Source organism: Novosphingobium sp. KA1, assembly GCF_017309955.1.
GTDB lineage: Bacteria > Pseudomonadota > Alphaproteobacteria > Sphingomonadales > Sphingomonadaceae > Novosphingobium.
Genome location: NZ_CP021248.1, coordinates 342463 through 366414, shown reverse-complemented (window position 1 = coordinate 366414; position 23952 = coordinate 342463). Strand labels below are relative to the sequence as shown.

General features: G+C 60.6%; 24 protein-coding genes. 11 read left to right on the top strand and 13 right to left on the bottom strand.

Annotation, left to right across the window (positions count from 1 at the left end):
• The first annotated feature begins 127 nt into the window (after positions 1-127).
• From CA833_RS19415 to CA833_RS19385, 7 genes are all read left to right on the top strand, one after another.
• Complete coding sequence (locus tag CA833_RS19415) at positions 128-901, top strand: LuxR family transcriptional regulator (RefSeq protein ID WP_207080831.1); 774 nt, start codon at positions 128-130, stop codon at positions 899-901.
• A 54-nt stretch (positions 902-955) separates the two neighbouring features.
• Positions 956-1594 (top strand): acyl-homoserine-lactone synthase, encoded by a 639-nt coding sequence (locus tag CA833_RS19410; RefSeq protein ID WP_207080830.1) that lies wholly within the window; start codon positions 956-958, stop codon positions 1592-1594.
• Positions 1584-2450, top strand: coding sequence for a phytanoyl-CoA dioxygenase family protein (locus CA833_RS19405; protein ID WP_207080829.1), 867 nt, complete (start codon positions 1584-1586; stop codon positions 2448-2450). The genes CA833_RS19410 and CA833_RS19405 overlap by 11 nt, the downstream gene beginning before the upstream one ends.
• On the top strand, positions 2447-3046 hold the full coding sequence (locus CA833_RS19400) for a GntR family transcriptional regulator (RefSeq protein WP_207080828.1): 600 nt from the start codon (positions 2447-2449) through the stop codon (positions 3044-3046). Before CA833_RS19405 ends, CA833_RS19400 begins: the two co-directional genes overlap by 4 nt.
• Before the next feature lie 101 nt (positions 3047-3147).
• Positions 3148-3267 carry a benenodin family lasso peptide gene (locus CA833_RS19395; RefSeq protein WP_207080827.1) on the top strand — a complete coding sequence of 40 codons (120 nt, stop codon included), beginning with the start codon at positions 3148-3150 and terminating at the stop codon, positions 3265-3267.
• Positions 3268-3333: 66 nt separating this feature from the next.
• Positions 3334-3996, top strand: a complete 663-nt coding sequence (locus tag CA833_RS19390; RefSeq protein WP_207080826.1) for a lasso peptide biosynthesis B2 protein — start codon at positions 3334-3336, stop codon at positions 3994-3996.
• Entirely contained in the window at positions 3993-5738 is a 1746-nt protein-coding gene (locus CA833_RS19385) for an asparagine synthase-related protein (protein WP_207080825.1), read from the top strand. Before CA833_RS19390 ends, CA833_RS19385 begins: the two co-directional genes overlap by 4 nt.
• On the opposite strand, the gene CA833_RS19380 is transcribed toward CA833_RS19385, so the two are convergent.
• The 4 genes from CA833_RS19380 to CA833_RS19365 form a co-directional block, all read right to left on the bottom strand.
• Positions 5735-7897, bottom strand: a complete 2163-nt coding sequence (locus tag CA833_RS19380; protein WP_207080824.1) for an Atxe2 family lasso peptide isopeptidase — start codon at positions 7895-7897, stop codon at positions 5735-5737. The two genes, CA833_RS19385 and CA833_RS19380, sit on opposite strands and share 4 nt — an antisense overlap.
• On the bottom strand, positions 7891-10233 hold the full coding sequence (locus tag CA833_RS19375) for a TonB-dependent siderophore receptor (protein WP_207080823.1): 2343 nt from the start codon (positions 10231-10233) through the stop codon (positions 7891-7893). The genes CA833_RS19380 and CA833_RS19375 overlap by 7 nt, the downstream gene beginning before the upstream one ends.
• Positions 10234-10538: 305 nt before the next feature.
• Positions 10539-11498, bottom strand: coding sequence for a FecR domain-containing protein (locus CA833_RS19370; protein WP_207080822.1), 960 nt, complete (start codon positions 11496-11498; stop codon positions 10539-10541).
• A 40-nt stretch (positions 11499-11538) separates the two neighbouring features.
• The gene (locus CA833_RS19365) at positions 11539-12114 is read right to left on the bottom strand and encodes an RNA polymerase sigma factor (protein WP_207080821.1); all 576 of its coding nucleotides are present in this window, start codon (positions 12112-12114) and stop codon (positions 11539-11541) included.
• A gap of 782 nt (positions 12115-12896) precedes the next feature.
• Between CA833_RS19365 and CA833_RS19360 the strand changes: the two genes are divergently transcribed.
• Positions 12897-14074, top strand: a protein-coding gene (locus tag CA833_RS19360) for an IS3 family transposase (RefSeq protein ID WP_207080820.1) whose coding sequence is annotated in 2 segments (ribosomal slippage) — positions 12897-13161 and positions 13161-14074 — 1179 coding nt in all. Because the reading frame shifts where the segments join, the coding sequence is not laid out codon by codon here.
• 107 nt (positions 14075-14181) lie between these two features.
• On the opposite strand, the gene CA833_RS19355 is transcribed toward CA833_RS19360, so the two are convergent.
• The 8 genes from CA833_RS19355 to CA833_RS19320 form a co-directional block, all read right to left on the bottom strand.
• A complete protein-coding gene (locus CA833_RS19355) occupies positions 14182-15330 on the bottom strand; it encodes an aspartyl protease family protein (RefSeq protein WP_207080819.1) in 1149 nt (382 codons plus the stop codon).
• A 184-nt stretch (positions 15331-15514) separates the two neighbouring features.
• Positions 15515-15718 (bottom strand): hypothetical protein, encoded by a 204-nt coding sequence (locus CA833_RS19350; RefSeq protein ID WP_207080818.1) that lies wholly within the window; start codon positions 15716-15718, stop codon positions 15515-15517.
• A gap of 616 nt (positions 15719-16334) precedes the next feature.
• Positions 16335-16688, bottom strand: a complete 354-nt coding sequence (locus tag CA833_RS19345; RefSeq protein WP_054435059.1) for a DUF488 domain-containing protein — start codon at positions 16686-16688, stop codon at positions 16335-16337.
• The gene (locus CA833_RS19340; RefSeq protein ID WP_207080817.1) at positions 16688-17017 is read right to left on the bottom strand and encodes a hypothetical protein; all 330 of its coding nucleotides are present in this window, start codon (positions 17015-17017) and stop codon (positions 16688-16690) included. Before CA833_RS19340 ends, CA833_RS19345 begins: the two co-directional genes overlap by 1 nt.
• Positions 17007-17162, bottom strand: a complete 156-nt coding sequence (locus CA833_RS27015) for a hypothetical protein (protein ID WP_242526542.1) — start codon at positions 17160-17162, stop codon at positions 17007-17009. The genes CA833_RS19340 and CA833_RS27015 overlap by 11 nt, the downstream gene beginning before the upstream one ends.
• A 212-nt stretch (positions 17163-17374) precedes the next feature.
• A complete protein-coding gene (locus CA833_RS19330) occupies positions 17375-17620 on the bottom strand; it encodes a hypothetical protein (protein ID WP_054435065.1) in 246 nt (81 codons plus the stop codon).
• Between the two features lie 37 nt (positions 17621-17657).
• Positions 17658-18830, bottom strand: a complete 1173-nt coding sequence (gene metB, locus CA833_RS19325; protein WP_207080816.1) for a cystathionine gamma-synthase — start codon at positions 18828-18830, stop codon at positions 17658-17660.
• A 436-nt stretch (positions 18831-19266) separates the two neighbouring features.
• Positions 19267-19677: a MarR family winged helix-turn-helix transcriptional regulator gene (locus tag CA833_RS19320; RefSeq protein ID WP_054435072.1), complete on the bottom strand. Its 411-nt coding sequence runs from the start codon at positions 19675-19677 to the stop codon at positions 19267-19269.
• Positions 19678-19772: 95 nt separating this feature from the next.
• Here CA833_RS19320 and CA833_RS19315 point away from each other — a divergent pair, with 95 nt between their 5' ends.
• Positions 19773-21569 (top strand): chloride channel protein, encoded by a 1797-nt coding sequence (locus tag CA833_RS19315; protein ID WP_207080815.1) that lies wholly within the window; start codon positions 19773-19775, stop codon positions 21567-21569.
• 124 nt (positions 21570-21693) lie between these two features.
• The gene (locus CA833_RS19310) at positions 21694-22089 is read left to right on the top strand and encodes a response regulator (protein WP_207080814.1); all 396 of its coding nucleotides are present in this window, start codon (positions 21694-21696) and stop codon (positions 22087-22089) included.
• Here CA833_RS19310 and CA833_RS19305 read toward each other — a convergent pair.
• A protein-coding gene (locus CA833_RS19305) for an IS3 family transposase (RefSeq protein WP_207079409.1) occupies positions 22078-23249 on the bottom strand; the annotation gives its coding sequence in 2 pieces (ribosomal slippage) (positions 22078-22985 and positions 22985-23249; 1173 coding nt in all). The genes CA833_RS19310 and CA833_RS19305 overlap by 12 nt on opposite strands.
• 231 nt (positions 23250-23480) lie before the next feature.
• Here CA833_RS19305 and CA833_RS19300 point away from each other — a divergent pair.
• The gene (locus tag CA833_RS19300; RefSeq protein ID WP_054435077.1) at positions 23481-23864 is read left to right on the top strand and encodes a hypothetical protein; all 384 of its coding nucleotides are present in this window, start codon (positions 23481-23483) and stop codon (positions 23862-23864) included.
• Positions 23865-23952: the final 88 nt, after the last annotated feature.

The window sequence follows — 23952 nt, the reverse complement described above, 5'->3', positions numbered from 1 at the left end:
GTTGCCTGCTACGTAGAACCGCGGATCGTCGAGGGAATGAGGGCCCAAGACGGTTTCGCCCCGAAGCGGAAAGGACGGCTCGACGCGTCCTGGCGGCTTGAGACGCCGCGAAGAGCCGTATCAGCGCATGGGCGTCACTACAGCATTCCGAAAATACCAGGAGCTCGTCCGGAAAGCCGAGGACCTGGACAGTCTCGACTGCGCTCTTTGCAGGATCACCCAGGATGTCGGCTGCGACTACTACGCGGTCAGCCACCATATCGACTGGGGATCCGGCCTGCCGCAAGCGTTCCGGCTGATCAACTATCCGGAGCCATGGATCGACTTCTACGACCGCAATGGTTTCGTTGGCCGCGATTTCGTGCACAGAGCGTCCGGCCGCACGCAGAACCCCTTCCTGTGGCGCGAGGCGGCAGAACTCATCGAATACAGCACCTACGACGAGCGCTTCCTCGATCTTGCCAGGCGGCACGGCATCTACGACGGATTTACGGTTCCCTCGAATGTCCCCGGCGAATTCCTCGGATCGTGCACTTTCGCGACGGCACCGGGTCACCCTCTGGATGAAGATGGGCTCATCCTTGCCAGGCTCATCGCGCCCGAAGTCTTTGCTGCTGCGCGCCGACTGGTGGGCCTCACTGAAGTGATGGCATGCATCAATTCCCCGCTGCTGACCGCGCGGCAACGCGAGTGTCTGCTTTGGATGATGGCCGGCAAGACCGATTGGGAGACCGGGATAATCCTCGGCATCGCCGAAGAGACCGTGCGGCGCCATATCAGCGACGCCGGGAAACGGCTGGGAGCGCAGAGCAGACCATTGCTGGCTTTCCTCGCGTGTCGGAGCGGAGTGATCAGTTACCCCGAGGTGCCGTTCGGCTCCTATACCCGGAACCGGGTATAACGCCGGGCCAATTTCCGAGGGCAGATTTGCGAACCTTTTCAAAGGAGGTTCGCCATGATCCATTGCCTGTCCAACGTTCCCGCCCATTCGCCTGGGCTGAGAGAACACGCCGTCCTTCGAAACATGTTCGAGGCTCGCAAGCGCGTCTTCATCGATCTCTTGCGCTGGGACCTGCCAGTCCTTGCCGGCCGGTTCGAGCTCGACCAATTCGACAATGAGGCGGCCATGTATGTCGTGCTGTCCGACAAGCACGGTGCGCACCGCGCGTCGGCACGGCTACTGCCGACCACGCAGTCGCATATCCTCGATAGCCTGTTTCCCGCCCTGTGTGACGAGGCGATCCCACAGGGTCCCACGACGATGGAGATCACCCGTTTCTGTCTCGAGCGCCGTTTGCCGGCGGCCGAGAGACGAGAGGCAAGAAACGAACTCGTGCATGCGCTCGTGGCCTTTGCCCTCGCCAACGGTATCGAGCGCTACACCGGGGTCGCCGACCTTCCCTGGCTGCGCCAGATCCTGACGTTCGGCTGGCGATGCCGTCCGCTCGGCGTGCCCAAAATCGTGGACAGCAAAACGCTGGGCGCGATGCTCATCGAGATCGACGAGGACACGCCCACCCTGCTCGAACGCGCAGGGATCAGCGCCCCTGTGCCGGCGAACACCGCCCACAAGGAGGCCCGCCATGTTCACTGAGCCCTTGTGCCGTGAAGCGGGCCGGATTTCGACAGAATTGACAGCCAACGGCTACGCCGTGCTGCAAGGCGCGGTTCCGGCTGGAGCCATCACGGCAATCGACCATGAACTCGCCCCCCACTTCGCCGCCGCACCTTTCGAAAGCTGCGAGCTTGGAGTTAACAAGGTCCAGCGGATTGGACGGATGCTCTTGCGTGCGCCTGCGAGCGAACAACTGATCTGCCATCGCATCGTATTGAAAGCCGTCGAGGACATTCTTGTCCATGGATCCGACACGCTACAACTCAATCTGGCCGAAGGTATTGCCCGCCACCCGTGCGATCGGCCGGGTATTCCGTTTCGAGACGAGCTCATGTGGCGCGGCGCGGACAACAGGTTCGAATATCTCGTAAACGTCGTGTGGCCGCTAACGCCGAGCAGTGCGGAGACCGGTGCGATCCGTATATGGCCGGGAAGTCATGGCAGCCATGACCTGGAGCCCGCCATAACCTCGGCGGGCGTCCCCATGGAATTGAAGCCTGGCGATGCCCTGCTTTATCTGGGTTCGACGCTATACAACAGCGGCGCCAATCGCTCCGACCATGTTAGCAGGTCCATTCAGATCGGATATTGCCTGGGCTGGCTCAAACCGACCGAGAACCAGTGGCTCGCTTACCCGCCTGACGTGGCACGGGGCTTCTCGCCCGACCTCGCTGCGCTGGTCGGCTATCGCAGGCACTTCGCCAACCTCGGAAATTTCGAGGGGGAATGTCCGTCGGTCGTGCTCGATCCGCGCAGAACCGCCCAATTCGATTTGGGCGAAATCCCCCTCTTCCCCGGCGGCGCGCATTCCTCCAGCCGGAGGCTCCCCTCATGAACGCAGGCACCACGGCGGAGCGCGTCTACGACAGGCTTAAACGCGAGATGGCATGCGGCTCCCTCAGCCCCGGAGCGCGGCTGGAGCCTGCTCGGCTTGCCCAGGAGTTCAACAGCAGCCCGACGCCAATCCGCGATGCACTGCATCGGCTCGCTGGAGAACGTCTCGTCGAAACGCGAGCGAGCGACGGGTTTCACGTCCCGGCCGTCACCGAAATCGGGCTGCGCGATCTTTACCGGTGGAACGACGAACTCGTGCGGACAGCTTTGCGCGTGAGCCAGGAACCCTGCCGGCAGGCCGGTCCCCTGGTAGAGCCGGTCGACGCCGCCGACCTCTTCGCATTCATTGCGGCGAGATCGCGCAGCGCCGAGATCGTCACTCAAGTCGCATTGGCCAATGACCGGCTCGCCTACATCCGCCAGATCGAATCGAACATCGTCGCTAACAGTTTAGACGAAATCCGAGCCATCAATACCGCCCTGTTGCAGAGCTCAAAATCCACCAAAAACCTCATACAAGAGTATCACCGATCGAGAATTTCGATCATTCCAAGATTAATAAGCCATATTTTTCAAAATAGCTCCAGCCTCAGATAACATTCGGAATATATTCGCGATATATATTTCATATATTCAGGCAGAGACCATAAACTTCTCGTTGCCGCACTCCTGCGGCGAGTAAACGAGGAGTAATTAAAATGGAACGAAATGACGACGTGATCGAACTGGGCGCTGCCAGCGTGGAAACGCAGGGCCCTGTCGGCAACAATCCGGATGTCGGCCTGGGCCAGATCGACGCCGGCCTCGCTGAAGACTGAGCCTGAAGGGCGCGCGATCCCGCCGGTCGCGCGCCCATTTTCGTCACGGCACATGGAGGCCTGCATATGCCCTACGCGCTGCGCAGCGGAATATCGTTCTGTATGGTCGAAGAAAGGCCAGTGTTTCTCGATCTGTTCGCGGACCGGTATTTCGGCCTGTCGCCGACGCTGGAGGCGGCCTTCCTGCACGTGGCGAATGGCGGCGAAACCGAACCGGCCCGCCTCCCGCCCTTTCTGGCAGCGTGCCTGCTCGACCCGGCAGACACGAGTGGAGGCATAAGCGCTTGCCCCGCACCTGAGGCCATCGAGGCGCTAACTGGAGACAGCCAGCGCTCCACCACTGCATCCGACACACTCGCAGCAGCGGGCTGGCTGGCGAGATCTCATCTGGCGCTGAAAACCGGGAACCTTGCGTCAGCCATCCAGCACCTCGCCACACGTAAGTCGGCACTCCCAGCCCGCGCGGCGATTGACGCTGAAGCCATCTACACATGTGGTGTCGCGAGCTCGTTTGCGGCATGCGCTCGGTGGATGAGCGCTCACGGACGGTGCCTGCCCTGGTCGCTCGCAATCGCGCACCGACTGGTGTCGGTCGGGGTGAGCCCGCTTCTGTTTCTCGGCGTTCGCCTCACGCCATTCAAGGCGCATGCCTGGGTTCAGGTCGACAGAACCGTCGTGGTCGAGCGGCTGGAGACGACCCGCATGTTCACGCCGATCCTCGTCGTATGATGCAGGCCTCCTACCTTGCCGGCATCGCGATCAGCGATACCGATCGCAGCAGGCTGCTCGTCGCCGCGACAGCGGCGGGGCTCGAAGTGGTGCTGGACACCTGCGAGATCGTCGTGGCTTGCAGCCCCTCAGCCAGGATCATCCATCTCGGAGACGCCGGCATACTCATCGGCCCGCTCCATCAATCCGGCTCCCGCGCAGCGCTCGAGGAACTTACCGCTGAAGCGCGCGCCACCGTCCTGAAATCGGGCGGCGTCAGGTTGTTCGAGGCATTCTGGGGAGCATGGGTTTCGGTCATAAGGACTGCAGAAGGCGCTGTACTCCTTCGCGCACCCTTCGGGCGACTGCCATGCCTATACCGGCGAAAGGGAAGCGGGGTTATAGCCGCTTCGGATATCGATCTCCTGCGGGCAGCCAGCGGTGAGCCACTGGCCCTCGATCCCGAAGCGATCGGACGGCAGTTGCTGGCAGGCGACATGCGCCATCCTACCACATCGCTTTGCGGAATTGAGGAAGTACAGGGTGGATCCCGGCTTTCCATCGGCACGTCTTGGAGGCCACCAGAAGGAATTTGGTCCCCCTGGCGTTTCGTCGGCCCCGACCGCTGCATCGATGATCTCGAGGACGCATCGCGCCGCCTTCGGCACCAGTGCATGGTCTCGATCGCAAGCCGAACGGCGGAGCTCGAAAACCCGCTGCTCCTGCTTTCCGGCGGCCTCGATTCCTCCATTGTCGCAGCCAGCCTCAGCGCGCAGGGCAGGAACTTTGCCTGCCTCAACCTCGCCACCCGGGACCGGGCCGGAGACGAGCGCGAATATGCCGGTCTCGTTGCCCGGCACCTGGGTTGCCATCTTGAAATGAGATCCATGACGATCGGCGAATACGACTTTGCAAGAACCGGCGCCGTCCGACTGCCGCGTCCGGTCACGAGGGGGTACGAGCAACTGATTTACGCTGCCGCCGCAAGCGTGGCGGATGAGCTTGGTTGCGATGGCATCGTCGACGGCGGGGGCGGGGACAACGTGTTCTGCTCACTGCGATCGGTATCCCCCGCCGCAGATTGCCTGCTCGATCCGGGAGGCATCCGCCATTTCCGCCGGGTCTGCGAAGACATTGGACATCTGGCCCAGACCTCCCAGTGGAAGGTGCGCTGGAAAGCCATTCGGCGGTCGTGGTCGAGAGCACGCCCCTATCCATGGCCGGTCGATCGCCGCTTGCTGACGCGGGATATCCAGGCATTGGCAAGCACCGCTGCCTCGCACCCATGGCTGGCTCCGGGCGAAGCCGAACTGCCAGGCCGAGGGGCCCATATCGCGATCCTTATTGCAGCCCAAGGCTATGTGGAGGACGGACCTTACGGCACCAAGCAGAACTGCATATCTCCGCTGGTCACCCAGCCGCTGATCGAACACTGCCTCGCGATTCCCAGCTGGCGCTGGTTTGCACGCGGCAACAATCGCGCCGCCGCTCGCAAGGGCTACGAGGACCTTCTGCCGCCTGGGATCGCCTGGAGGAATGGCAAAGGGACGCCGGAGAGCTTCCTGTTTGCACTGCTGGAGCGCAACAGGGACGCGATGACCTCCCACCTTCTCGACGGCGTTCTGGCGAGCGCGGGCGTGATCGACACAGCCGCGCTCGCCAAGGCACTCAGGGACACGGAGCGCCTCAAGGGGACAACTTATGGCCGAATCCTGCAATTGGTGGACGCGGAATCCTGGGCGCGCGGGATCATAGCGAACTAGCGGGCACTGCCCTGCCCCACAGAACCGTTCACTGCCTCGTCCCGCAGCGTGCGAAGCCTGTCCCACCGGGCATATTGCTCCTGCTTTGCCGGGTCGGGATCGCGCTCGCCTCTCAGCCAATAGGCGAACCAGTTGATCGCACGCTCGTAAGTGGCGAGCCGGTGCGCCGACTGCCACTTGTTGTGATACTCATCGGGGTAGACAAACATTTCGACGGGCTTGCCGGCCTCCCGAAGCGCACCCAGCGCAGGCAGTGCAAGTAAACTTTCCCGATCCGCCAATTGCATGAGGAGCGGCGTGTCGATCTTGCGCGCGTTGACCGAGAGAGAAACCGGGCGCCAGTACTCCCGATCGTTGTCCACCGAGGGCGGAAGCCCAAGCTTGATGTTGTTCTCGCCCCAGGCAAACCCGCCCAGCACCAGCGAACTGAGCATGTCATCGCAGCACGTACTCATGGCTGCGGCAGCGAAGCGGTGCGAATTGACGAGGGCAAACTCGATAGTCGATGCCCCGTCGCTAAGTCCGGTGATGCCGATCCGCCCGGGATCGACAACGCCTGTCGCGATAGCCTTGTCGATGCCGCGGTCCAGCGACGAGAAAATGCTCCGCCGGTCTGCCCAGCCTTTGAACTGCACGGCAAGGGCGTCGTCCCAATTTTTCACGCCGGGATCGATTGATGACACAGTCGGTGGCCGGTCGAAGCTCAGCACGGCGAAGCCTTTGGCTGCGAGAGGCAGGATCGGATAGTCGTCACCGGTTCCGCCACGCAAAAACCCGAAGCTATGGTACTGGACGATCACCAACGGCAGCCGCGTCTTGCCATCGTAGCCGGGAGGCAAAGCGAGATCCCCCCAAGCACGAAGACCGAGGTTGTTCGTCCAACGCAGCCGCTGTACCTTGCCCAGCCTGAATTGCCCGAATTCCGGATTGGGATCGAAGATTGTGCGGCTCTTGCCCGATCTCGTATCGATCGCAACTACGCGCCGGGGCATGACCGCATTCTCTCGGCCGCAAATCAGATCTGTACCCGCCGGGAGGCACCCCGTCAGTGCATCCAGGGTGCGGGTGATCGAGACCAATCTCTGCGATGCGGGAGTCCAGCGATAGAGCGCCCACTCCTCCCGGTTCCACCCCTGGCGGCGCAGGAAGAGCACCGAAGTCCCTCGTGTGTCCCACCATGCCTGTACAATGCGTCCTGCACATTCGGCATGCGCGCAGGCTTGCTTCTTGCCACCTGCGAGCATCCCCCAGAGCCGTTGCTCGGCATCGGGATTGGGCCCGGCCCGCTCAGTCCATGCCATGGCGCCGACTGGGGACTTCGCCATGAGGTCGTAAGCGGTGCCCGGCGGTGTTTCCGGCAAAACACGCCTACGCTCGTCCTCGGTCGCCGGCCTCGTCTTGCCTGTTGCAAGGTCAGTAGTGAAGGCGACCAGGGGGATGGTTCGAACCCAGGGTCGCGGGTTCCAGGATTCATGGGGAAGTACGCTCGAATCGTAGAGCCATCCGGTCAGGCCTGCGGCCTCCGTCCGGCGCTTCGATTCGAGCTGCCCTGGTCTGGCGAGGTAAGTTATCTGCGACCCGTCGGGCGACCAGGAGAAATCTTCGACATCGATATCCGAATGGGTAATCGGGCTTGCTCCGCTGCCATCGAGGGGCGCCCGATAGATCTGGACCACGCCGTCGACCTTCTTGCGATAGGCCAGCGACTTGCCGTCGGGCGACCATACCGGCGTGATCTGCTGAGAAAAGCCGGAAGTGATAAACAGCCCCCGGTAGACACCCGCCACCAGAGGCAGGGCGCCGCCCCTATCCAGGATCCGAGCATTGTCCGTCCCGCCTTTGGCCGTTCGGCCGCCCGCAGCCTCGCCGACCGGCACCACCACGAGTGCGCTGCAGGTCGTGTTTGCGGCCGGATCTGCACGCTTGACGACAAAGGCAAGGAGCCGTCCGTCGGGAGACAGTGCGAAAGGACTGCCCGGCCCGGGTATCACATCGCTGTACCCGACATCCCGCAGCCGAACGAGGTCTGCCGGCTCGATGTCGCGTCGCTCCCCCGTGACGGCACGGCCCGGCAATATGTCATCGCACGCGGCTTGAGCTGAGCCGGCGGAAAGGCTCGCGATCGCAATCGCGAGCAGACTGGTTATCGCCCTTACCATTTCTTGGTCACCGAAAGGCTGACGACCCGGCCGAAGGGCGAATAGTTCGTGCTGTCGTAGGGCGTATCGGTGTAGGCGCTCGTGGCGATCGTATCGGGCTTGTCGTTAAAGGCGTTCTGCAGCGAGAAGATCACATCGATGCCCGCAAGCAGGCCCCGTTCCTCCCCGATCCGATACCGAATAGTGAAATCGACCGGCACCATGCTCGCGACTTTCGCCGGTGTTGCCGTACGCCTGTCCTCGACCGAGCCGATGTAGTTGACAGCGGCGGTGAGCGTGACGCCGCCCTTCGCCCAGCCGAGCTCCCCTCGCCCTCGGAAATGCGGCGGATTGAACAGCGTACCCGCAAGCTGGGTAAACGCCTGTCCTGCCTGATTCTGTTGTTCGCTGTGAAGATAGCTGCCGTTGATCGCTGCGCTCACGCGGCCATCGGCGAGATCGAAGGCGTAGCGCCCAAGGACATCGATCCCGTAGATGTTCTGACGCCCCGCATTGATGTTGGAATTGTCGATGATCGCGACCACATTGGCCGGATCGTAGGCCCCGCTCGAATAATTGGTGAACGTCACCATCCGATCGATGACTGAACTTTGCGTCGCCTCATCGGGATTGAGCGTGACGTAGTCCGCGTAGGCCGGATTGGTCAGTGCCTGCCGGGGATAGGCCATCGGCGTAACGATGCGGTTCCGATAGCGAATGTTGAAATAGCTGACCTCGAGTTCCGCACCGTCCAGAGCCGCCGGATGCAAGGCCAAGGTCGCCGACCAGTTGGTCGAGCGCTCGGGCTTGAGGTCGGGATTGCCGCCGACCACATAGATGACGGTGCCCGATGTGCCGCCGTAGGTGGTGGCGTTATAAAGGTAGCCGGGCATCGGCATATACTGCTCGTAGAATGTCGGCGCGCGGAAGGACTTGCCCCAGCTCGCCTTGAGCGTGACATCGGATAGCGGCGCGTAAATGAGGCCGAGCTTCGGCGTCGTGACCGAACCCACACTGGAATAATGCTCGTAACGCGCAGCAAGGCTCAGATCGAGGCTCTTGCCCAATGCCGATTGCTGGTCCGGCGCAATGACAGGAACGCTCAGTTCACCGAAGGCATAATAGCTGTCCCGAGTCTCGTCGACATGCTCGGTGAGGCCGCGAAAGGTATTGCGAAGGAACTTGTCCTGCCTGAAGCCGCCGCCCAGCGCGATTTTGACAGCACCGGCAGGAAGCTCGACAATCTTGCCATTGCCGCTCAGTTCGATGTTGCCGGTCTCATTGCGATAGAACCCGTACCCGGCGCTCGAGGCCACGGTGCCATAGGTAAAAGTCCCCTCGTAGTAGACCTTGTTCCAGCCGTAGCTCCCTGCCAGCGAGATTTCCCAGTCGGCGGGAAGCTCAAGCCGAAGCGAGGGAGCGACCGCCCAGAACTCGGTCTTCTGCAGCAAGTCGTACCGGCTCACCGACAGGTTGCCTGCGGCATTGAGCGGCATCGTCTGCTCTCGCCGCCGCTTGTTGTAGATGCCGTCGAGATCGAACGTCAGCCCAGGCGCCAGTTCCTGCCGCACAGTGATCGCGGCATTATGGTGGCGCAGAGCCGGATAGACCTCGAGCCCCGGGGAGCGGCTTTGAAGATAGGTGCGCTGGCTCGACCAGATTCCGGAATTGCTGCCGTATTCCGCGGAAATCATCGCGCTGCCGGAGGACCAGACCTGACCAAGCGTCGCGCCGTACTGCTGCTGGAAATTGCCGCCATCGGTCGAACTCCCGATCCGTACCGTGGTCTCGAGCCCATCGAAATTGCGGCGCAGGATGATGTTGGCAACGCCCGCTACTGCATCCGAACCGAACAATGCGGAGGAACCGTCCGGCACCACATCGAGGCGTTCGATAGCGCCGAACGGTATCGCCGAAACATCGACGCTCTGGATGGCCGCATCGAAGCTCAGACGGCGACCGTCGAGCAACGTCAGCGTCGCATCGCTCCCCAGCCCGCGAAGATTGATGGACGATCCGCCCCCCATGTCCACACTCTTGCCGCCCGTGACATTGGCACCGACGCCAGGATTCTGACCTCCGGAGAAGTTCTGCGGGATCGCACGGATCACGTCTGCCGCGCTTGCCTGTCCGGCATTGCGCATCTCCTCCCGGCCATAGGTCAACTGTACCGAGGTAACCGGCGCGCCGCGAATGCGCGACCCAGTCACGACAATGCCGCCCTCATCGCCATCGTTTTCGGACCGCTTGCTGACGATCACGCCGCCCGCAGATGGGCTGAATTTAAGCCCGGTGCCGGACAAAGCCGTGCTGACGGCCTCTTCGAACGTCAGATTACCATCGACCGGCGATGCCATCCGGTCCCGAACCACGACATCATCGGCGCCAACGTTGCGCCCGAAGATACGTCCAATGTCCTGTAGCGTTGCCGAAACCGGCTGCGCCGGCAGGTGGACTTCTGTCCGAACATCGGCCTTCGCTGAAGCCGGCGCACAGATCATTGTCGCGGCCGCAGCCATGCTGCAGCACGCCAGTAGGTGATAACGCACTTGTGAACCTCCGTCCCCGAGGTCTGCTCTCAGCAGAACCCTTCAGAGGAGGATCTCCGTCCTTGAAAAAACACCCTACGCAAAGGCGTAATATTTTTTAGGAAGGCGCGACCTCAACTATCCACGATCGCAAAGCTGCCGTCTTCGCGCGCTTCGAAACCAAGACCGAACGTCCTCGCCACTTGCCGCGCGAAGCTTTCCGGATCCGATCGTCTGAAGGCTCCAGTGACTTTCATGGACCGGCTCGGCGATGCCTCGTAAAGGACAGGCATGGGAGCAGTGCGGTTGAATGCAGTGACGGCCTCCCCGATATCCACACCGTCAAGGACCAGCATGTCATTGGGCCACTGGCTATCGGCAGCGACGATCGGCGTGGGCTTGCCGACGGAGCCTCTTTCGATCCCCACCCTCTGGCCTGCTGCGAGCTCCTGTCGCTTGCGACCATGCCCGCCGCTGGCATCGCGCACTTCGACGGCGCCTTGCAGCAGAGCAACCCTCACAATCGCCTGCGCCAGTTCCACGTCAAAGATCGTGCCGTGCGCGATCACCCTGCCCGCCCCTGCCTCGACGATGAAGGGCCTTGTCTTCTCATGTGCCACGGCAAAACGCGCGCGCCCGGCGAGCAACCGCAGCCGCCGCTGCCGCCCATCAAAGGAAATCTGCATCCGCGATCCCCTATCGAGGATGACCGTCGAGCCGTCCGGTAGCGATATCCGGCGCGGCGCTTCCTCAAGTGAAGCCACTTCCATCCGTGAGACCACTTCCGGCACGTCCCAACCACGGTGGATGAGAATGGGAACGAAAACCCCAAGCAGTATGAGGCCGGCCGCGGTAGCCGCGTACTTCCGGAACGAAGGTCGCAACAGCCAGGGTTTTGCGGCACCGAGATCCCTGTTTCGGACAGTGCCTGTGCTGGCGAGAAACATCATCGTGTCGAATGACCGCACCCTGCGCTCATACGCTTCTGCGTGCTCAGGGTCGGCACGCCATTCATTGAACTCGGCGCGGATGCTCTCTGCGTCCGACCGCCGCATCCTAATGAACCAGTCATCGGCATCCTGCTCGAGGCTCATTCCATTTTCATCGCTCTATCGCCTACTTTTCTCGCCGCTTTCATGGCTCAAGCCGCTGAGTGACATGCCCGATCGCCCGGCTCATGTGCTTCTCGACGGTCTTTACGCTCAGCCCCGTCCGCGCAGCAATCTCTCCGTAGGTAAAGCCATCGAATCGGTGTGCGAGGAAGATCTCGCGCGTGCGCGGCGCCAGTTCGGCCATGATCGCCTCAAGCCGGGCAAGCATATCGCGGGCCTCGGATGACGCGACACCATCAACATCGGCAATGGGGACATCGTCCGAACAGACGTGGAGGCTGGCGCAGCGGCGGCGGTCGTACCGCGCTTCGCTTCGGATCAGATTGATCGTTGCCTGGCGTAAATATGCATCCGGCGCTTCCACTTCCAATGGATCTGCCTGTCCCCTGGCCGCGAGCCGGACGAACAGCTGTTGAACGACATCGGGTGCACGGTCCGGCTGCGTATGCCGCATAGCAAAGCGAATAAGCTTGGCGCGATGCGAGCGGTAGAGCCGGTCGATCCAGTTCCCTTTGGGGGCTTGGACCCGATCTTCAGGTGGTAGAGGGTCGCCCTCACCGAGCCTTGCCGGACAATCTTCATCGATGTTCAGGCGCATGAGACCGCCCCGCCTGCAATGAAGCAGGTTTCGAATACGCGCACGAAAGGCGCGTTGCTCTTGCCCAAAACCACGGGCATATCTCCAACGGGAGACCGCACGACGAACGCCGAGCGGGGCCAACACTTGGAATCGATTACCGGCGTCTTTAGCCTGAGGCCTGGACATTCACGCCAGCGGCCCGGATGCATGCACCGAGCAATTTTTCCTGGAAGGCAGTTGGTTCGCCTTCACGCCCTCTGTAGGCGCATTTGCGATCTTAAGTATGGCGCGCACCAACGCAAGCGGCAGAATTGAAGAAAAATGCCGGGCGTGAGGGTTACCGATGCCTTGAGGCACGGGCCAAGACCTTTAGTCACAGCAAGACCTGAACATACGTCTCAGCCACCCGGACAATTCCAGACCGCTCGGCGACGCCATCGAGTTTGATATCAGCTTCCACTGTCACCTGATGGGACGCAAAACGCTCTCAACGTTATTGAGTTTGGATCGCCGCCTCGACCAATAATACCATATCGCTCAAAACGGCGGACACAGAATTAATTTTTTGAAAACGCCCGCAAAGCGCTCCGGCATTCAACTGCCACGCTTCATATCCGGCATTCCCACCATTGTTTATGCCGACTGTTGAGCGTGGCCTGCCTTCGGATCGTATTTGCTCTCTTCCGACTTTCGATTCAATCGATTTACATAATTTGTGTTATCATCCTGACGTTATGTGATCTGCCCCCCGCTGAGTGGCCCAGAGACTATGATAGTCTGGACCACGAAAGGGACGATGAATGCCGAGCAAGAAGCACAAGCCGGAAGAGATTATCGGCAAGCTGCGTGAAGCTGAGATTGTGCTGGCGCAGGGAGCCTCGACAGCAGAGGCGTGCCGCCGGATCGCAGTCAGCGAGCAGACATACTATCGCTGGCGCAAGGAATATGGCGGCCTGAAGACCGACCAAGCGCGGCGGATGAAGGATCTGGAGAAAGAGAACCAGCGGCTACGCCGGGCGATTTCGGATCTGACGTTGGACAAGCTGATCTTGCAGGAAGCTGCCAAGGGAAACTTCTAAGCCCCGCGCGGCGGCGGCGCTGCATCGATCAGTTGCGACAAGATTTGCCGATCCGGGTGTCCGAGCGACGGATATGCCGGGTGCTAGGGCAGCATCGATCGACACAGCGCAAGGTGCCGCGTGGGGCGGATGACGAACAGGCGCTCACGGAGGACATCGTCGCGTTGGCGAAGCAATATGGTCGCTATGGCTACCGCCGGGTGACGGCGTTGCTGTGCCATGCTGGGTGGACGGTGAACCACAAACGGGTCGAGCGGATATGGCGACGCGAAGGACTGAAGGTCCCGCTGCGCCAGCCCAAACGGGGACGCCTGTGGCTCAACGACGGATCATGTATCCGCCTACGGCCTGAGTATCCCGGGCATGTGTGGGCCTACGACTTCGTCGAAGGGCGCACGCACGATGGCCGCAAGTTCCGGATCCTGACCATCATCGATGAGGCCAGCAGGGAGTGCCTGGCACTCATCGTTGCCCGGCAGCTCAAACACGAGGATGTGCTGGCGGCGCTGGCTGACCTGTTCATTTCTCGCGGTCCTCCGGTACATATACGGTCCGACAACGGAAGCGAATTTATCGCGACCGCCGTCCAGAAATGGCTGGGGCAGATCGGCGTGACGACGCTCTACATCACGCCGGGATCACCATGGGAGAATGGCTATAACGAAAGCTTCAATGGATCGCTTCGCGACGAACTGCTCAACGGCGAGATCTTCTACAGCCTTGCTGAGGCCAAGGTGCTGATCGAGGCATGGCGGCGGCATTACAACACCGTTCGCCCTCACAGCAGCTTGGGCTACCGACCGCCGGCACCGGAAACGGCGACACCGCCATATCCGGCCTCCGGTTCCGCTTCGCTCCACCTCCGTCCGAATATGGCGGCGATGGGCTTAATCCACTAACAAACCAATCGGTCCACTCGGTGGGGGCAGAACAGACGACGTCCCACTGGCTGCCTAATTTAAGAAAACTGGCCTCCGGCAATCTCGGTGCGGTTCAGTGGCCAGCTTCAAAAATAGTCCCGAAGCTCCAAGTTGATAAGGCGACCACCGTCCAGCGTCAGTTGAATCCGACTGCCAGCAGGCTTCCCACCCAGACGCTGGCCTCTTACGGGATAGTCCAGATCGATGCCGCGGCCATCGATTGCCACGATCCGGTGCCCTGCAATCAGGCCTTCCGCTTCAGCGGGACTATTACGCGACACATGCCGCACCAGCAGATGATCGGTGAACCGCTGGGCGCCGATACCGGAGCGATCCCGAGCCAATGGTCTGGAAAGCTCATCCTCATACCCACGGATGCGCAGTTCACGGCCGAACAGGAAAGCCAGATCGAACCCGATAAAAGCAGGCCAGCCCAGATTTATCGGCGCATCGAACTTCCAGTCGCCGATGATGCATGCGGGCACCTCGCGTAGCTCGTACCCTCCGATCTCGAGGGAGCGAAGTGTTATCTGCCGCCCGACAACGTCGCCTTCAAGCCCGGCGCTGAGCGTAGTTGATACCGTACGATCCAGGAGGCCAGCCTGCTGCGCATATTCAGCCGAGATTGTGCAGGTCGCGTTGCTGCCCAAGTCAATCAATGTCTGTTCCGGAAACCTTTCTTCTACAATTGTCGGCACGACCGGAAGACCGCACAAACTGTGAGAAAGTTCCAGTCTGCGATAGGATGAGTCGCTCTCGATAGCAGGTGTGCTGGTGATGCGGGCCCGATGCCGGGGGAACTGACATTCAAGAACAGCTTGCGCCAGAAAGTCCCGGCCTACAAGCATGGCATGCTCACCAGGGAAGGCATGCTCGAGCATCGCCAACTTGTGACAGCCGACCTCCAGGTTGAGGGCAGCGACTCCCCCTACTCTAAGGCTCCGCAAGCGATATATGGGCATCTTCACGCTCGTCGTGAAGAACATCGCATTGATTGCACCGACAGACTTAAGGCCGAGAACTGACAAGGTTGTGGGACTGATGACGCTTCGGGTGGCCCCAGTGTCCAGAACTGCCCGTATCGGTAGCTCGTTCAGTAGGGCCGGCACGGAAACATAATGGCTCGTCTCCGGCGTGAATTTTATCCACCTCTTTGCTGGATCCGGAGCAATTCGAAAATCGGGACCGAAGGACACCTGAAGTTTCTGTCGCACTTTTGCCTCATCAAATTCCAATGCAGTTTCCCTGATCATCAAGATACTGGGGCAGGATCGGAGCCCTCCTCATCCTTGATGAAAACCGCACTCGCGCGAACTGGAGCACACGACAAATGAAATAAATTTACATCATAACCAGAATATTCCGCATTGAAATGGAGACAATGCCGTTCGTGGCAACCAGCATTATGTGCACCTTCTGTCATTGGGTGTCAGGTGCATGATAGATTGGCTTGAGGATCATGCTTCTGTCCTTGATCGACGCTTGGTCGTCACATGATGCGGGTGGAAAGATCAGGGTGTCGATCTCGAAAACGGCGTTTATCGCCAAGGCGTCCTGCGGCATTTCCCTGACCATCATCCCTTGTTGGTCATCCAGCAGAGGGATTTCAATCTGTGCAGGCATTTGTGCATCCTCGCTCTCCGGTTGATGAAAACACCTTATCTCGGAGTCCATCAAGCCGGCAGCAGGCCAGGGCGAACAATGAACGAACGCTTATCCGCGGCTCCGCTGCATCTTGTAACGGTGAGCTACCCGATCCTTCACTTAGCCTCCTTCTGGAGTCCAGAAAGGGACTCCTTAACGAAGGTCAATCAACGCCGAATCCAATCCGCCGCAACACTCCAGAGGCCATACGCTTACCTATGCCCTCAGATAAAGCGTATCGCACGGCAACGATATGGGGACATTGAGGCAAGACGTGATGCGCGATCAACTCCTGTGGGCCGATGGCGCTTATATTTGCGACGCCAGCTAGCGCGCGGCACTGGCCGTGTTAGTCAGCACGCACCGTCGCCTATCATTCGCGACGACCTCACCAGTCATGGCGCCGATCTCAGGATCGATGAACATTACACCGGCTCTGGCGGGCGGCCGCTCTGCGCGCCCCGCAAGAGTTTGGCTTCTGCCCGTGCATGCAGGCCTTTCCGGACAGGCTGCTCGCACCGGTTAACGTCTATCCGTCCATCACACCGCTATTGGGCAAGTGTATACCAAGCGTCCAAATTCGCGGATTTTTAGGTCATTGACGATCTGCCAGAAACTCCGCGAGGACGGCGGCATGGTTCACCACAGGATCGCGTGCTGCGTAAAGCAGCGTGACATCCTGCTTTTTCGCGAGACCGAGCAGTAGCTCAACCACTTCGGTGTTATGGGACAACTCATCCCGGTATTTTTGCCGAAAGACGTCGAAACGTGCGGGATCGTGGCCGAACCATCCTCGCAGATCTGGACTGGGTGCGATGTCCTTGAGCCACAGATCGAGTGCTGCGGTCTGGCGGGAGACGCCTCTCGGCCACAGCCGATCGACAAGCACGCGGCAGCCATCGCCTGGTGCGAGAGGCGTATAGATCCGCTTGATCTGTATCTTACCCATCAACTGTCTTTGCCAGGTTTATGTCCAACCCAGGCCGGAGGATCGCTTGCCGGGAAAGATGCGATCGAAGCTTCATCGATCTCGTCGATGAGCTCGCCGCTTGCGACGAGCACACGCACTTGGCGCGCGATCTCCAGCTTGAGGCCGGCCAGAATCGGAGTGCTGCGACTTTCGTTCGCCGACGTTACGCAACCGCAGAAGCGTTCGAGCATGACCTCTTCGACAAGCTGCTCAAGAGGTCGATCTTCAGCACGGTGACGTTCGGCGATGTAACGAACGGCTTCTGCTACTCCCTCGGGATCGATCGGATCATCATATTCATGCGTCATCAATCCGCTCCGGTTCCGCCAAGAGAAGAGCCATATCGGCATCCACACGCATGTCGTCTTCAATTCCGAAGCTGTGTTTGCGTAGGCGACCGCATTGATCGATCAGGGCCGACGATGGCGTTCCTTGCATGGCGTAGGCTACCATGGTTTGTAGGACTGGACCATGGCGAGCCTATGGCTCGCTGGAACAACCCCGAACAAAGCATCTGGAAGGCGTACAACGAGATCACCCGGCCTTGGAGGTCGGGGAGCGCCGACCCTTAATCGGCATCAAACCATTGAGCGACATGCCAGTCGGGAGCGATTTGAGATTGAACCTTGCCCGTGGGGCACCTCCGCCTTCCTCTTCGGTCCCGGCTACGCCATATTGAATAGCGTCAGCATTCCGCCAATCGCGATGCCGAAAACCATCATCATGACCCCGGCGATCCGCAGAATATAGGTGAGCGGATCCTCATCCTCATTTCCCGCTCGCAGCGAGCTCGCCGGCGGTTTCGGGCGTCCGATAGCGCGTCTGAAACTGACCTGTCGAAACGCCATGTTGAAGCCGAGCAGCGCAAGAAGCAGCCCAAAGGCATCTACGGTCCATACATATCCAGGCACGTTTTCCTCCTGTAGGTGCCAGAACTCTTGCCCGCACTCATGCTGCGCATGCTGCCAATCCCTGTTCGAGCCCGACGATCAGATCCTGCTCTGCTTCGAGGCCGACCGAAAGCCGCAGCAGGCTGTCACTGATGCCCGCTCTTGCGCGCGCCTCCTCGCCCATGTCGGCATGGGTCATGGTCGCCGGATGTGCGACCAAGCTCTCAATCCCACCCAGCGATTCCGCGAGCGTAAAATAGCGGACCGCAGCGACAAACCCCCGAACTGCTTCCGTTCCCCCCGCGAGTTCAAAGCTCAGCATCGCGCCAAAACCGCGCTGCTGGCGTGAGGCGATCCGATGGCCTGGATGGGCAGCAAGACCTGGATAGTGGACTTGAGATACTGCCGGATGCCGTTCGAGATATTGCGCAACAATCATCGCATTGCGCTGTTGATGCTCCATCCGGGCAAACAGCGTACGAAGGCCGCGCAGGGTGAGCCAGGCATCGAACGGCGCGCCGGTGCTCCCAACGACATTTGCCCAATAGCGCAGTTCCTCAGCTTGCCCCGGATCGGCCGCGACCACCGCGCCGCCGATTACATCGGAATGGCCGTTGAGATATTTGGTCGTCGAATGGATGACATAGTCGGCGCCCAGCGCGATCGGCTGCTGGATGGCTGGCGAGAGGAAGGTATTGTCGACGGCAACTGTTGCCCCTGCCGCGCGCGATTTCGCGGCGAGCTCCGCGATATCGACAACCCGCATCAGGGGATTGCTCGGCGTCTCGATGAGAACCAGCGCCGGAACGTCCTCCAGCGCTGCGGCAAAGGCGCTCTCGTTACCCTGATCAACGAACCGGACAACGCAATGCCCCCGGTTCGCGCGCGCCTTCAACAGACGCATCGTACCGCCGTAGCAATCATGCGGCGCGAGGATGAGATCGCCTGGCCCCAATCGTCCGACAAGAAGGTCGAGAGCTGCCATACCGCTCGATGTCATGATCGCCCCGGCCCCGCCCTCCAACCTTGCAAGCGCCTCGGCAAGAAGGTCGCGGGTCGGATTGCCTGCCCGGCCGTAATCGTAGGAACGCGGTTGATCGTAGCCAGCAAACTCATAGGTGCTCGAAAGATAAAGCGGTGGGGCGACCGCTCCAAAGGCAGCATCGCTGGCAACGCCGTGCGCGGCGGCGATCGTCTGGGCGCAAGGCACCTGATCCTTGGATTCAGTCATTGAAGAGGTGTACCTCGGTTACTTCGCGCACGATGCGGGCTCGGCCAAATTGCCCGTTCTCGTGCCGAATAATTTAGTAAGTGACCGGCCTGACCGAACTTCGGAAAGACGCCGGCTGCGGTAGGGGGGCCGCGCGCCGGCGTCTAACCTGGTGAAGTAGCCGCTAGACCAAGACGCCTGCGCTGTCGTCAGCGATGCGGTCAGATCCTGAGCCGATCGCCATTGCTCCAGGGCCAGGGACTCCCCTGGATGCTCACTCCGCATCATACACTTGTCCTCGGCTGCCGTCTCCGTTCCCGCGCTCCGGCCTGCTTTCGCGGGATCCTCTCCGGGCGCTGTTGTCGTGAAGCGTCTTCACTCTGGAAATCGGACTGTGCCGGGTAAATTACCATAAGACTAATGAATGTTATTCATATTTTAGAACATGAAATTTGGATTAAATCGTGCTTGTTCGCCCCAGCTGTTCGAAGATGCCGGTGAAGACCGGCCGCAGGCGCTGGATTTCCTCACGATGGACGGCGGACAGGGAGTCGAGCAGGGCATAGGCCTTGGAGGTGAGGCGCAGCAGCGCCCGCCTGCGATCAGTGGCGGCCGCTTCACGCGTAATCAGCTCCAACGCCTCGAGGCGATTGATCAGACCCGTGGCGCTGTGCGGCTTTAATATCAGACGTTCCGCGACATGCCCGACGGTGGCTTCTTCCGGCGGACAGCCCCGGATCGCGAGCAGCGCCTGGTGCTGCTGCGGCGTCAATCCGACTTCAATGGCCCTTTCCTCGCTGAACGCCTGGAAGCGGCGAATGGCGTGGCGAAACGAGGCCAGCGCCGCATAGTCGGCATCTCCCAACAATTTATCCTTTTGCCTCAAATGATCCTCACTGGTTGAACTGTATCGCAATGCGATATAGTGGGCGCGTACTCATTTTTACAGGATAATGTCGATTCATGTCGCTGACACCTCCGCGCGCCGTCGAAGGCCATCAACTCGCCGACCATAGTGTCGACCGCCGCATGGTCATGCTGGCGATCATGGCCATCGTGGTCGGAACGGGCGGCGCCTTTGGCGCGTGGGTGCTGGTCAAACTCATTGCGATCGCCACCAATCTCTTCTGGTTCGGTCGTCTTTCTGCTGATCATTCGGTGATCACCGATGCATCGGTGGGCTGGCTGGTGGTGGTGATCCCCGTCGTCGGCAGCCTTGTCGTGGGTCTGATGGCGCGGTTCGGGTCGGACAAGATCCGCGGCCATGGCATTCCCGAGGCGATCGAGACGATCCTGTTCGGCGAGAGCCGACTGTCGCTCAAGGTCGCGCTGCTCAAACCCTTGTCCTCGGCGATCTCGATCGGCAGCGGCGGTCCATTCGGCGCGGAAGGGCCGATCATCATGACGGGCGGTGCCATTGGCTCCCTTTTCGCTCAATGCTTCCACCTCAGCGCAGCAGAACGCAAGACGCTGCTCGTGGCCGGCGCGGCGGCCGGCATGACCGCGATCTTCGGTACGCCGCTCGCCGCGATATTGCTGGCCGTCGAAGTGCTCCTGTTCGAATGGAAACCGCGCAGCTTCGTCCCCGTGCTCGTCGCGGCGCTCATTTCCTTTGCCTGGCGCCCCCTGCTGCTCGGATCAGGACCGATGTTCCCCATGACGGCGATCGCCCCGCAAGCAAGCTGGGCTCTGCTCGCTTCGGGTGGGATCGGTCTCATCGTCGGTCTAGAAGCCGCGCTGTTGTCGACATCCCTCTACCGCATCGAGGATCTCTTCCATCGCCTGCCATTTCATTGGATGTGGTGGCCGGCAATCGGCGCGGTCGTCGTCGGACTGGGCGGTCTCATCGATGCTCATGTGCTGGGTGCAGGATATGCGAGCATCGAGGCCCTCCTCAACGCCTCGCTATCGCTCCGGGTCGTTGCCGCGCTCCTCGTCGTGAAGGCCATCGTCTGGCTGGTCGCCTTGGGGTCGGGCACATCAGGCGGCGTGCTGGCGCCGCTCCTCATCCTGGGCGGCGCCGCCGGCTTTCTGCTTGGGCAGTTTCTACCCGGCGATCCCGGGTTCTGGGCCATGATCGGCATGGCGGGGATTATGAGCGGCGCGATGCGTGCGCCAATGACTGGCGCAATCTTCGCGGTCGAACTCACCGGACATTTCAGTGCCATCCCATGCACGATCGCGGCTGCGGGCGGCGCCTATACCGTCAGCGTGCTGCTGATGCGGCGATCGATCCTCACCGAAAAGATCGCGCGGCGCGGCCGGCATATCCTCCAGGAATATACGGTCGATCCCCTTGACCTCATCCAGGCGTCTCAGATCATGACGCGCGATCCGGCGACGCTACCGGGGACGATGACCGTGGAGGCGGCGGTATCCTTCTTCGCAACCGAAGCCGAGCATCGCAGCTATCCGGTGATCGATCCGCAAGGCAGGTTGCTGGGTCTCGTCTCCCGCACCGATGCCCTGCGCTGGCAGGGCGACCGCGACAACGATCAAACGCCGCTCGTCGATGCAATCTCAGATGCGGCGCAGCCCGTTGCCTATCCCGACACGCCGACCGGGGTAGTCGCCGATCTCATCGTCGAATCCGGGATCGGCCGCATTCCGATCATCGAGCCTGAAACCCGGCGCGTGCTCGGCATTCTCTCGCGCCAGGATCTGCTCAAAACCCGCAGCGCGAACCGTCATGCCGAACTCGGTCGTTCACGCCATGTTGGCACCAAGTCCCGGTCATACCCAGCCCAGAACCCAAGCTAGGATCAGCAGCGCGTCGAACCCGCTGCCGACGCCTTTGGGAACTAATCGCCAGCAATTTCGTTCGCATCACGACATAATTCCCTGCCGCAAGTGGGAACAGGGGTTAGCAGGGAGCGGCGATGTCGTGTCAGACGGCTCATTACTGCTGGTGGTGGAGGACGAACCGCTGATCCTCTGGACAGTCCAGGAGATGCTGGAAATCGGCGGATATGCCGTCCTCCCCGCGTTTTCTGGATCAGAGGCGATTACCATTCTCGATGGCCGCCATCATGAAATTGCAGGGGTGATTACCGATGTGAGGCTCGGGTTGGGGCCCAATGGATGGGAGGTATCGTGGCGGGCCCGCGAACTGCAGCCAGATATTCCTGTGATCTATGTGTCGGGAGATAGTGCCGCAGAATGGCCACTCTATAGTGTTCCCAAAAGCATCATGATTCCCAAGCCTTACGAAACAGCACAAATGCTGACGACGGTTGATCTGCCCCCACCGAGTGGACCGATTGGTTTGTTAGTGCATTAAGCTCATCACCGCCATATCCGGACGGAGGTGGAGCGAAGCGGAACCGGAGGCCGGATATGGCGGTGTCGCCGTTTCTGGTGCCGGCGGTCGGTAGCCCAGGCTGCTGTGAGGGCGAACGGTGTTGTAATGCCGCCGCCATGCCTCGATCAGTACCTTGGCCTCCGCGAGGCTGTAGAAGATCTCGCCGTTGAGCAGTTCGTCGCGAAGCGACCCGTTGAAGCTTTCGTTATAGCCATTCTCCCATGGTGATCCCGGTGTGATGTAGAGTGTCTTCACGCCGATCTGGCCCAGCCATTTCTGGACGGCGGTCGCGATAAATTCGCTGCCATTATCGGACCGTATATGTGCAGGCGGACCGCGCGAGATGAACAGGTCGGCCAGGGCCGCCAGAACATCCTCATGCTTGAGCTGCCGTGCAACGATGAGCGCCAGGCATTCCCTGCTGGCCTCGTCGATGATCGTGAGGATGCGGAACTTGCGGCCATCATGCGTCCGCCCCTCGACGAAATCGTAGGCCCAGACATGTCCCGGATATTCGGGCCGCAGGCGGATGCATGAACCGTCATTGAGCCACAGGCGTCCCCGCTTTGGCTGACGCAGCGGAACCTTCAGCCCCTCACGCCGCCAGATCCGCTCAACCCGTTTATGGTTCACCGTCCATCCCGCATGGCACAGCAATGCCGTCACCCGGCGATAGCCATAACGGCCATATTGCTTCGCCAAAGCGATGATATCCTCTGTCAGCGCCTGTTCGTCATCCGCCCCGCGCGGCACCTTGCGTTGTGTCGATCGATGCTGACCCAGCACCCGGCATATCCGTCGCTCGGACACCGGAAGCTCTCGTCGTACATGATCGATGCAGCGCCGCCGCCGCGCAGGGCTCAGAAGTTTCCCTTGGCAGCCTCCTGCAGGATCAGCTTGTCCAGCGTCAGGTCCGAAATCGCCCGGCGAAGACGCTGGTTCTCTTTCTCCAGATCCTTCATACGCCGCGCCTGGTCCGTCTTCAGGCCGCCATATTCCTTCCGCCAGCGATAATAGGTTTGCTCGCTGACCGCGATCCGGCGGCAGGCTTCAGCCGTGCTCGCTCCCTGCGCCAGCACAATCTCAACTTCACGCAGCTTGCCGATAATCTCTTCCGGCTTGTGCTTCTTGCTCGGCATTCATCGTCCCTTTCGTGGTCCAGACTATCATAGTCTCTGGGCCACTCAGCGGGGGGCAGGTCATTCTTGTATCCCCGATGCGCTGAGCATCTCGCGCCTGCTCTTACAACCATCCCGTGTTTTCAAGATCGAAGGCGCGGAGAAGCGCAGCTCGGCAACAACAAAATCCTTGATGGGAAACTTCAAGATTTTGCGGGTTTTCGCGGCTTAGAACTCGTTAGAAGGCTCAATATGTACAAGCCTTTCATCGCTCTCGCCGCCCTGCTTTCACTTCCCTGCACCCTTCAGGCGAAGGATAAGTCAGAGCGCCCATTTCAATTCAGCGTTCTCGAAGACGACTATCAGTGGGACAATGACATCGAGAAGACACGCACCACGCTTTCTAGAGAAATTCCGCTCGGCATGTCCTTCTGGAGCGCACTCGACATCCTCGAAAAGGCTGGCGCCCGTTGCGCGGGCGATCGGAAAGATCCTGCCATCGCCCGCTGTGTCTATTCCGACTGGATGACGGTGCATGACTTCAACCGAGCCGATCTCTATTGGACAGCGGTCGTCCGCCTCGATGATGGCAAGGTGGGGAGCCTCACGCTCGATCGCACCGTCGAGGAGAAATGAGCCATATCCAGGCTCAGCATCGGGAAATGTCCACCAGTGCGTTCGTTCGAGGCCTGTAAGGCTGCCCGCGCTCTGGCAGCGAACCTGG

What these genes read in the sequence shown, in the direction of transcription:
- CA833_RS19415 (WP_207080831.1), top strand. Translation starts at nt 128, where the DNA reads ATGGGCGTCACTACAGCATTCCGAAAATACCAGGAGCTCGTCCGGAAA.
- CA833_RS19410 (WP_207080830.1), top strand. Translation starts at nt 956, where the DNA reads ATGATCCATTGCCTGTCCAACGTTCCCGCCCATTCGCCTGGGCTGAGA.
- CA833_RS19405 (WP_207080829.1), top strand. Translation starts at nt 1,584, where the DNA reads ATGTTCACTGAGCCCTTGTGCCGTGAAGCGGGCCGGATTTCGACAGAA.
- CA833_RS19400 (WP_207080828.1), top strand. Translation starts at nt 2,447, where the DNA reads ATGAACGCAGGCACCACGGCGGAGCGCGTCTACGACAGGCTTAAACGC.
- CA833_RS19395 (WP_207080827.1), top strand. Translation starts at nt 3,148, where the DNA reads ATGGAACGAAATGACGACGTGATCGAACTGGGCGCTGCCAGCGTGGAA.
- CA833_RS19390 (WP_207080826.1), top strand. Translation starts at nt 3,334, where the DNA reads ATGCCCTACGCGCTGCGCAGCGGAATATCGTTCTGTATGGTCGAAGAA.
- CA833_RS19385 (WP_207080825.1), top strand. Translation starts at nt 3,993, where the DNA reads ATGATGCAGGCCTCCTACCTTGCCGGCATCGCGATCAGCGATACCGAT.
- CA833_RS19380 (WP_207080824.1), bottom strand. Translation starts at nt 7,897, where the DNA reads ATGGTAAGGGCGATAACCAGTCTGCTCGCGATTGCGATCGCGAGCCTT.
- CA833_RS19375 (WP_207080823.1), bottom strand. Translation starts at nt 10,233, where the DNA reads ATGGCATCGCCGGTCGATGGTAATCTGACGTTCGAAGAGGCCGTCAGC.
- CA833_RS19370 (WP_207080822.1), bottom strand. Translation starts at nt 11,498, where the DNA reads ATGAGCCTCGAGCAGGATGCCGATGACTGGTTCATTAGGATGCGGCGG.
- CA833_RS19365 (WP_207080821.1), bottom strand. Translation starts at nt 12,114, where the DNA reads ATGCGCCTGAACATCGATGAAGATTGTCCGGCAAGGCTCGGTGAGGGC.
- CA833_RS19350 (WP_207080818.1), bottom strand. Translation starts at nt 15,718, where the DNA reads ATGCCTGCACAGATTGAAATCCCTCTGCTGGATGACCAACAAGGGATG.
- CA833_RS19345 (WP_054435059.1), bottom strand. Translation starts at nt 16,688, where the DNA reads ATGGGTAAGATACAGATCAAGCGGATCTATACGCCTCTCGCACCAGGC.
- CA833_RS19340 (WP_207080817.1), bottom strand. Translation starts at nt 17,017, where the DNA reads ATGACGCATGAATATGATGATCCGATCGATCCCGAGGGAGTAGCAGAA.
- CA833_RS27015 (WP_242526542.1), bottom strand. Translation starts at nt 17,162, where the DNA reads ATGGTAGCCTACGCCATGCAAGGAACGCCATCGTCGGCCCTGATCGAT.
- metB (WP_207080816.1), bottom strand. Translation starts at nt 18,830, where the DNA reads ATGACTGAATCCAAGGATCAGGTGCCTTGCGCCCAGACGATCGCCGCC.
- CA833_RS19315 (WP_207080815.1), top strand. Translation starts at nt 19,773, where the DNA reads ATGTCGCTGACACCTCCGCGCGCCGTCGAAGGCCATCAACTCGCCGAC.
- CA833_RS19300 (WP_054435077.1), top strand. Translation starts at nt 23,481, where the DNA reads ATGTACAAGCCTTTCATCGCTCTCGCCGCCCTGCTTTCACTTCCCTGC.